6 protein-coding genes are annotated in these 6,068 nt (G+C 67.6%); 2 read left to right on the top strand and 4 right to left on the bottom strand.

Annotation, left to right across the window (positions count from 1 at the left end; translation table 11 throughout):
- Positions 1–348: 348 nt before the first annotated feature.
- The gene (gene secB / locus JHL17_RS15435) at positions 349–834 is read right to left on the bottom strand and encodes a protein-export chaperone SecB (RefSeq protein ID WP_200194413.1); all 486 of its coding nucleotides are present in this window, start codon (positions 832–834) and stop codon (positions 349–351) included.
- Positions 835–1,018: 184 nt separating this feature from the next.
- Positions 1,019–1,657: an FxsA family protein gene (locus JHL17_RS15430; RefSeq protein ID WP_200194412.1), complete on the bottom strand. Its 639-nt coding sequence runs from the start codon at positions 1,655–1,657 to the stop codon at positions 1,019–1,021.
- 235 nt (positions 1,658–1,892) lie between these two features.
- On the opposite strand from JHL17_RS15430, the gene JHL17_RS15425 reads away from it, so the two are divergent.
- Positions 1,893–2,588: a Tim44/TimA family putative adaptor protein gene (locus tag JHL17_RS15425; RefSeq protein ID WP_200194415.1), complete on the top strand. Its 696-nt coding sequence runs from the start codon at positions 1,893–1,895 to the stop codon at positions 2,586–2,588.
- A 32-nt stretch (positions 2,589–2,620) separates the two neighbouring features.
- Positions 2,621–3,850: a murein transglycosylase A gene (gene mltA, locus JHL17_RS15420; protein ID WP_200194411.1), complete on the top strand. Its 1,230-nt coding sequence runs from the start codon at positions 2,621–2,623 to the stop codon at positions 3,848–3,850.
- 245 nt (positions 3,851–4,095) lie between these two features.
- Here mltA and hslU read toward each other — a convergent pair whose 3' ends face one another.
- On the bottom strand, positions 4,096–5,442 hold the full coding sequence (gene hslU / locus JHL17_RS15415; RefSeq protein ID WP_200194409.1) for an ATP-dependent protease ATPase subunit HslU: 1,347 nt from the start codon (positions 5,440–5,442) through the stop codon (positions 4,096–4,098).
- Positions 5,443–5,447: 5 nt separating this feature from the next.
- Positions 5,448–6,011: an ATP-dependent protease subunit HslV gene (hslV, locus tag JHL17_RS15410; protein WP_200194408.1), complete on the bottom strand. Its 564-nt coding sequence runs from the start codon at positions 6,009–6,011 to the stop codon at positions 5,448–5,450.
- Positions 6,012–6,068 lie beyond the last annotated feature (57 nt).

The following is a 6,068-nucleotide window of genomic DNA, read 5'->3' as shown; positions in this document are numbered from 1 at the left end:
CTCCCTCCCAAACACACAAGGGGTTGGGGTGAGGGGGCGCAAGTTTAATTTCCACCGACCTACGGTCGGCCGCCCCCTCATCCCAACCCTTCTCCCGCGAGGGGAGAAGGGCCATTTGCTAGAGAAAGTCGCATCTCGTTCGCAGAAGCGAGATCTGTGCATGCCGTAGCGCGAAGGCGGGGATACAGGCTTTCCGGAGACGCCGCTTCCGACAGCCCTGGATTCCCGCCTTCGCGGGAATGACGGTTGAGAGAAGCGACAGGCGGTTCGGACAAGACATAGAAAAAGGGCGGGGACCTTTCGGTCACCCGCCCTTTTTCTTTTCGGCTCCCTGGGATCCGCTTGGGATCAGAAGGGCGGCTGCTGCGGCTGTTCGGCCTGCTGGCCGGACTGGCGGTGGTAAAGCTCGGCGAAGTCGATCGGGTTGATCATCAGCGGCGGGAAGCCGCCTTCGCGGGTCGCGCTGGAAACGATGGCGCGGGCGAACGGGAAGATCATCCGGGCGCCTTCGATCATCAGGACCGGGCGGTGATGCTCCTCCGGCAGGCCGGGGAACTGGAACAGAGCGCCATAGGCCAGCTCGACCAGGAAGGCGACGGACTCGCCCTGGCGGGCTTCGCAGCGCAGGTTCAGCGTCAGTTCGTAGATGTCGTCGCCGACCTTCTGGCCCTGGACGTCGACACCGATGTTCACCTGCGGCTGCGGCTGGTTGGGCAGCAGGCTCTGCGGGGCGTTGGGGTTCTCGAACGACAAGTCCTTCACATACTGCGCGAGGACATGCATCGGCAGCGAGGACGCCTGCTGCTCGGCGCCGTTGCTCATCTGATCGGACATAACGGACTCCTAATCGCCGGCCCGCTTCCCGGCCCCGGCCCCGGTTCGGGAAAGGGCAGGGACGGCGGGCCGACACGGATGTGGGGTAACAGGATTTGGTTCGCGACGGTTGTGCCTTCGCCCAACGGGCTGGCTATCACGGATCGGCCGTCCTGCCAACGGAAACCACCGGCCTTGCCGCCGTTCAGCGCCGCCCATCCGGACGGTGTTTCCCCCATTGGGAATCGGTCAGCCGCGGCGCATCGCCGTCGTCGCCGGCCTTGCTATCCGGAGTGACGTCGCGGAAATCACCGTCGATCACGCCGGGAGCGGGGCGGAAGGGATCGTCCGAACGGCGGGGACCGTCGGCGCCGAAATCCGCGCCGCCAAACCCCTGGCCGCTGGAATTCGCTCCGTTGGCGCCGCTGCCGAAGTCCGGGCCGAAGCCCCCCGCCCCGAAGCCGCCCCTGGACGTGGTGGTGAAGACCGGCAGTCCGGTTCCCAGCCGGCCGAGCAGCCAGCGGCCGATGCCGCGGCGCAGCGGCCGGATCAGCAGGGCGATGCCCAGGATGTCGGTCAGGAAGCCGGGGATGATCAGCAGGATGCCGGCGAGCACGGCGCAGAAGCCGTCGAGCACGGTGCCGATCGGCGCCTCGCCCCGCGCCGCCGCCGCCTGGGCGCGGCTCAGCGAGGCCAGCCCCTGGTGACGGACCAGCAGCACGCCCACCACCGCCGACAGGGCCAGCAGCCCGATGGTCGGCCCGGCGCCGATCCAGTCGCCGACCTGGATGAATCCGACGATCTCCAGGATCGGCAGAAGGAGGATCAACAACAGGGGATTCATGGTGTCCTTGCTCTTCGGGCTCACTGCCCCTATCTAGGTTTGGATAGGTCGTCCGGTGGAAACACCGGCCGCTTCATCCAATCGGCGGTCACTGGTTGGCGATTATCGGCGGGCAGGCAACACGTAATGCCGCCCGGCCGCAAGGTCCAGAGGCGGGCCGGATCCGCCGGCGATTTCGCCCGGCGCGGGGCTCGCGGCAAGTGGTTTTGGCAAGTTGTCTTGGAAGGAACAGATGATGGGAGATGGGTTCGTGTTCATCGAGATCGTGATCTTCGCGATGATCGCGGCCTTCCTCGTCTATCGGCTGCGCAGCGTCCTCGGCCGCCGGACGGGAGAGGAGCGGCAGCGCCCCAACCCCTTCACCCCGGCTCCCGGTGCCGGGAAGCCCGACAATGTCGTGACCCTGCCGGAGCGCAACCGGACGCGACCCGATGTCGCACCCGGCGCGGAGCCGGTGGCCGCGGACGAGCCGTTGTCGCTGGCCGCTTCCATCGACCAGATCCGGGCCGCCGACCCGAATTTCGACGAGAAGCATTTCCTGGAAGGCGCCAAGGCTGCCTTCGGCATGATCGTCGATGCCTTTGCCCGTGGCGACACCGCGACGCTGCGCCCGCTGCTGGCCGACGACGTCTATGACGGCTTCGCCCGTGTCATCCGCGACCGTCAGGCCGCCGGCGAACAACACGAGACCCGCATCGAACAGGTGCGCGAGGCCGAGGTGGTGGAGGCGAAGCTGGATGCCGGCCGGACCGCCCTCGTCACCGTGCGTCTGGTTTCCGATCAGGTGAATGTGGTGCGCGACCGTGACGGCACCATCGTCGATGGCGATCCCAAGGCCCTGGTCGAGAATACCGACGTCTGGACCTTCGCCCGCAACCTCCGCTCCCGCGATCCGAACTGGGCGCTGGTCGAGGTGCGGCCTGTTCAGTAAAGAACGATCTCAGTAAAGAACGATCATCGGGAATGGCTTTCCATCATCGTACCGGTTTCAGCGCCATCGTCCTCTTCGGGGCGGTGGCGTTGCTGTTTTCGGCCTGCACCCCCAAGGACGAGGCGAAGCGGGAGGAACCGAAGCCGCCGCCCGACACGCTGACGCTGGCGCCGCTGTCTTTCGCCGACTTGGCCGGATGGCGCAGCGATCCGGTCGCCCAGGCTATTCCGGCGCTCGCCCGGTCCTGCGCGCGGTTCAGGACGCAGCCGGCGGAGCGGACGGTCGGGCCGAACGGGGTGGCGGGAACCATCGCCGACTGGCAGGGGGCCTGTGCCCAGCTGGCGGCTCTGCCGCCCGGCGACGATACCGCCGCCCGCGCCTTCTTCGAGGCCAGCTTCACCCCCTATGCCGCCGGCAACAACGGCACGCGCGAGGGGCTGTTCACCGGCTATTACGAGGCCGAGCTGGAAGGCAGCCGCCGGCCGGATCCGGCCTATCCCGTGCCGCTCTACCGCCGGCCGGCCGATCTGGTGATGGTCGATCTCGGCGACTTCGCCGAGCGCTGGAAGGGGGAGCGCACCGCCGGCCGGGTGGTCGACGGCAAGCTGAAGCCCTATGAGGACCGTGCCGCCATCGTCGCTGGCTCGCTCAAGGGCAAGGGGCTGGAACTGGTCTGGGTGAAGGACCCGATCGGCGCCTTCTTCCTGCAAATCCAGGGATCGGGGCGGATCCGGCTGACCAATGAGGGCGACGGGAGCGGCGAGGTCCGCGTCGGCTACGCCGGCCAGAACGGCCACAAATACGTCGCCATCGGCAAGGAACTGATCGATCGCGGCGCGCTGAAGCGGGAGGAGGTTTCGCTGCAGACCATCCGCGACTGGCTGCTCGCCCATCCCGATCAGGCGGCGGCGGTGATGAACGTCAACCCGTCCTACGTCTTCTTCCAGCCATTGACCGGCGACGGCCCGAACGGTGCCCAGGGCGTGGCGCTGACCCCCGGCCGCAGTCTGGCGGTGGATTCCAAGTTCATGCCCTACGGCGTGCCGGTTTGGCTGGATGCCGAGGATCCGGTCGATGCCGGGCAGCGGCTGCAACGCCTGCTGGTCGCCCAGGACACCGGAGGGGCGATCCGCGGGCCGGTGCGCGGTGACGTCTTCTGGGGCCATGGGGCCGAGGCGGAGCGGAGGGCCGGGGTGATGAAGAGCCGCGGGAGCTATGTGCTGCTGCTACCGAAAAGCGTGAAGGTAGCGACCGGCGGGTAGGGGGCCGACACGGGGAATGTTTCACGTGAAGCGGGGGCTTCGGTGGGACGTTAACCCCCCACCTGACCTCCCCCGCTGGGCGGGGGAGGGACTGCCGCGACCCTTCCGTACAAGCACTTATCTCCTCCCCCACCCAGCTCTCGCACAAAGCTTCGCCTTGTGCTGACGCGACAGGCGGACCATAGGTCCGCCGAGAGCGGGGGAGGATCAAGGTGGGGTAGCTTCGCAAGGAGCCTACCACCCCGTCACAGGATGAACTTCGACAGATCGGCGTTCTTCGCCAGCCCGCCGACCCGCTCGCGCACCAGGGCGGCGTCGATGGTGACGGTCTCGCCGGCGCGGTCGCTGGCGGCGAAGCTGATCTCCTCCAGCAGGCGTTCGAGCACCGTGTGCAGGCGCCGGGCGCCGATATTCTCGACCGAACCGTTGATCTCCGCCGCCAGCCGGGCCAGCTCGTCGATGCTGTCGTCGGTGAAGACCAGATCGACCTCCTCCGTCTTCATCAGCGCCTTGTACTGGCGGATCAGGCTGGCTTCCGGCTCGGTCAGGATGCGCTTGAAATCGTCCTGGCTCAGCGCCTTCAACTCGACGCGGATCGGCAGCCGGCCCTGAAGTTCGGGCAGCAGGTCCGACGGCTTGGCGATATGGAAGGCGCCCGACGCGATGAACAGGACGTGGTCGGTCTTCACCGGGCCGTGCTTGGTCGACACCGTCGTGCCCTCGATCAGCGGCAGCAGGTCGCGCTGGACGCCCTCGCGGCTGACGTCGGCGCCGCGGGCGTCGGAGCGGGCGGAGATCTTGTCGATCTCGTCCAGGAAGACGATGCCGTTCTGCTCGACCGCGCGGATCGCCTCGGCCACCACCTTTTCCTGGTCCAGCAGCTTGTCGGACTCCTCGGCCATCAGGACGCCGTGGCTCTCGGAAACCGTCATCCGGCGGGTCTTGGTGCGGCCGCCCATCATCTTGCCGAACATGTCGTTCAGGTTCAGCATGCCCATCTGGCCGCCGGGCACGCCGGGGATGTCGAAGGTCGGCATGCCGGCGGGCGCGCCGGTGTCGGCGACCTGGACCTCGATCTCCTTGTCGTTCAGCGTGCCTTCGCGCAGCATCTTGCGGAACTTGGCGCGCGTCTCGGCACTGGCACTGTCGCCGCACAGCGCGTCGAGCACCCGCTCTTCGGCCCGCAGTTCGGCCTTGGCGGCGACCTCCTTGCGCAGCCGCTCGCGGGTCAGGCCGATGGCGGCCTCCACCAGGTCGCGGATTATCTGCTCGACGTCGCGGCCGACATAGCCGACCTCGGTGAACTTGGTCGCCTCGACCTTCAGGAAGGGGGCCTGGGCCAGCCGGGCGAGGCGGCGGGCGATCTCGGTCTTGCCGACACCGGTCGGGCCGATCATCAGGATGTTCTTCGGCAGCACCTCTTCCCGCAATCCCTCGGGCAGCTGTTGCCGGCGCCAGCGGTTGCGCAGCGCGATGGCGACCGCGCGCTTGGCATCGTTCTGGCCGACGATGTAGCGGTCGAGTTCGGAAACGATCTCGCGCGGGCTGAAGGCGGCGGTGTCGGCGGAAACGGCGGCGGTCTGGGTGGTCATGGCGCTCACAGCTTTTCCAGGGTGACGTTTTCGTTGGTGTAGACGCAGATGCCGGCGGCGATCCTCATCGCCTTGCGCGCAACCGCCTCCGCGTCCATTCCGTCGATGTCGATCAGCGCACGCGCCGCCGACAGGGCGTAGGAACCGCCGGAACCGATGCCGATGAGCCCGTCCTCCGGCTCCAACACGTCGCCGTTGCCGGTCAGAACGAGGCTGACGGACGTGTCGGCTACCGCCATCATCGCCTCCAGGCGGCGCAGATAGCGATCGGTGCGCCAATCCTTGGCCATTTCGACGCAGGCGCGGGTCAACTGGCCGGGATACTGCTCCAGCTTGCCTTCCAGCCGCTCGAACAGGGTCATCGCGTCGGCGGTGGCGCCGGCGAAGCCCGCCATCACCGTGCCGCCGGCCAGCCAGCGGACCTTGCGCGCATTGGCCTTCATCACCGTCGGGCCGACCGAGACCTGCCCGTCGCCGGCGATCACCACCTGACCGTTCTTGCGCACCGACAGGATGGTGGTGCCATGCCATTGAATGGGATCGTGTGGATTGGACGCTGGGTAGGTCATGTGGAAACCATGCTGGGGGAAAGGAAGCCTCCCGCCATCGCGAAGAGCCGTGCCGTC

The sequence above is a fragment of the Azospirillum endophyticum genome (assembly GCF_016595245.1).
Classification (GTDB): Bacteria; Pseudomonadota; Alphaproteobacteria; order Azospirillales; family Azospirillaceae; genus Azospirillum; species Azospirillum endophyticum.
This window is presented reverse-complemented; position numbering and strand designations above follow the sequence as displayed.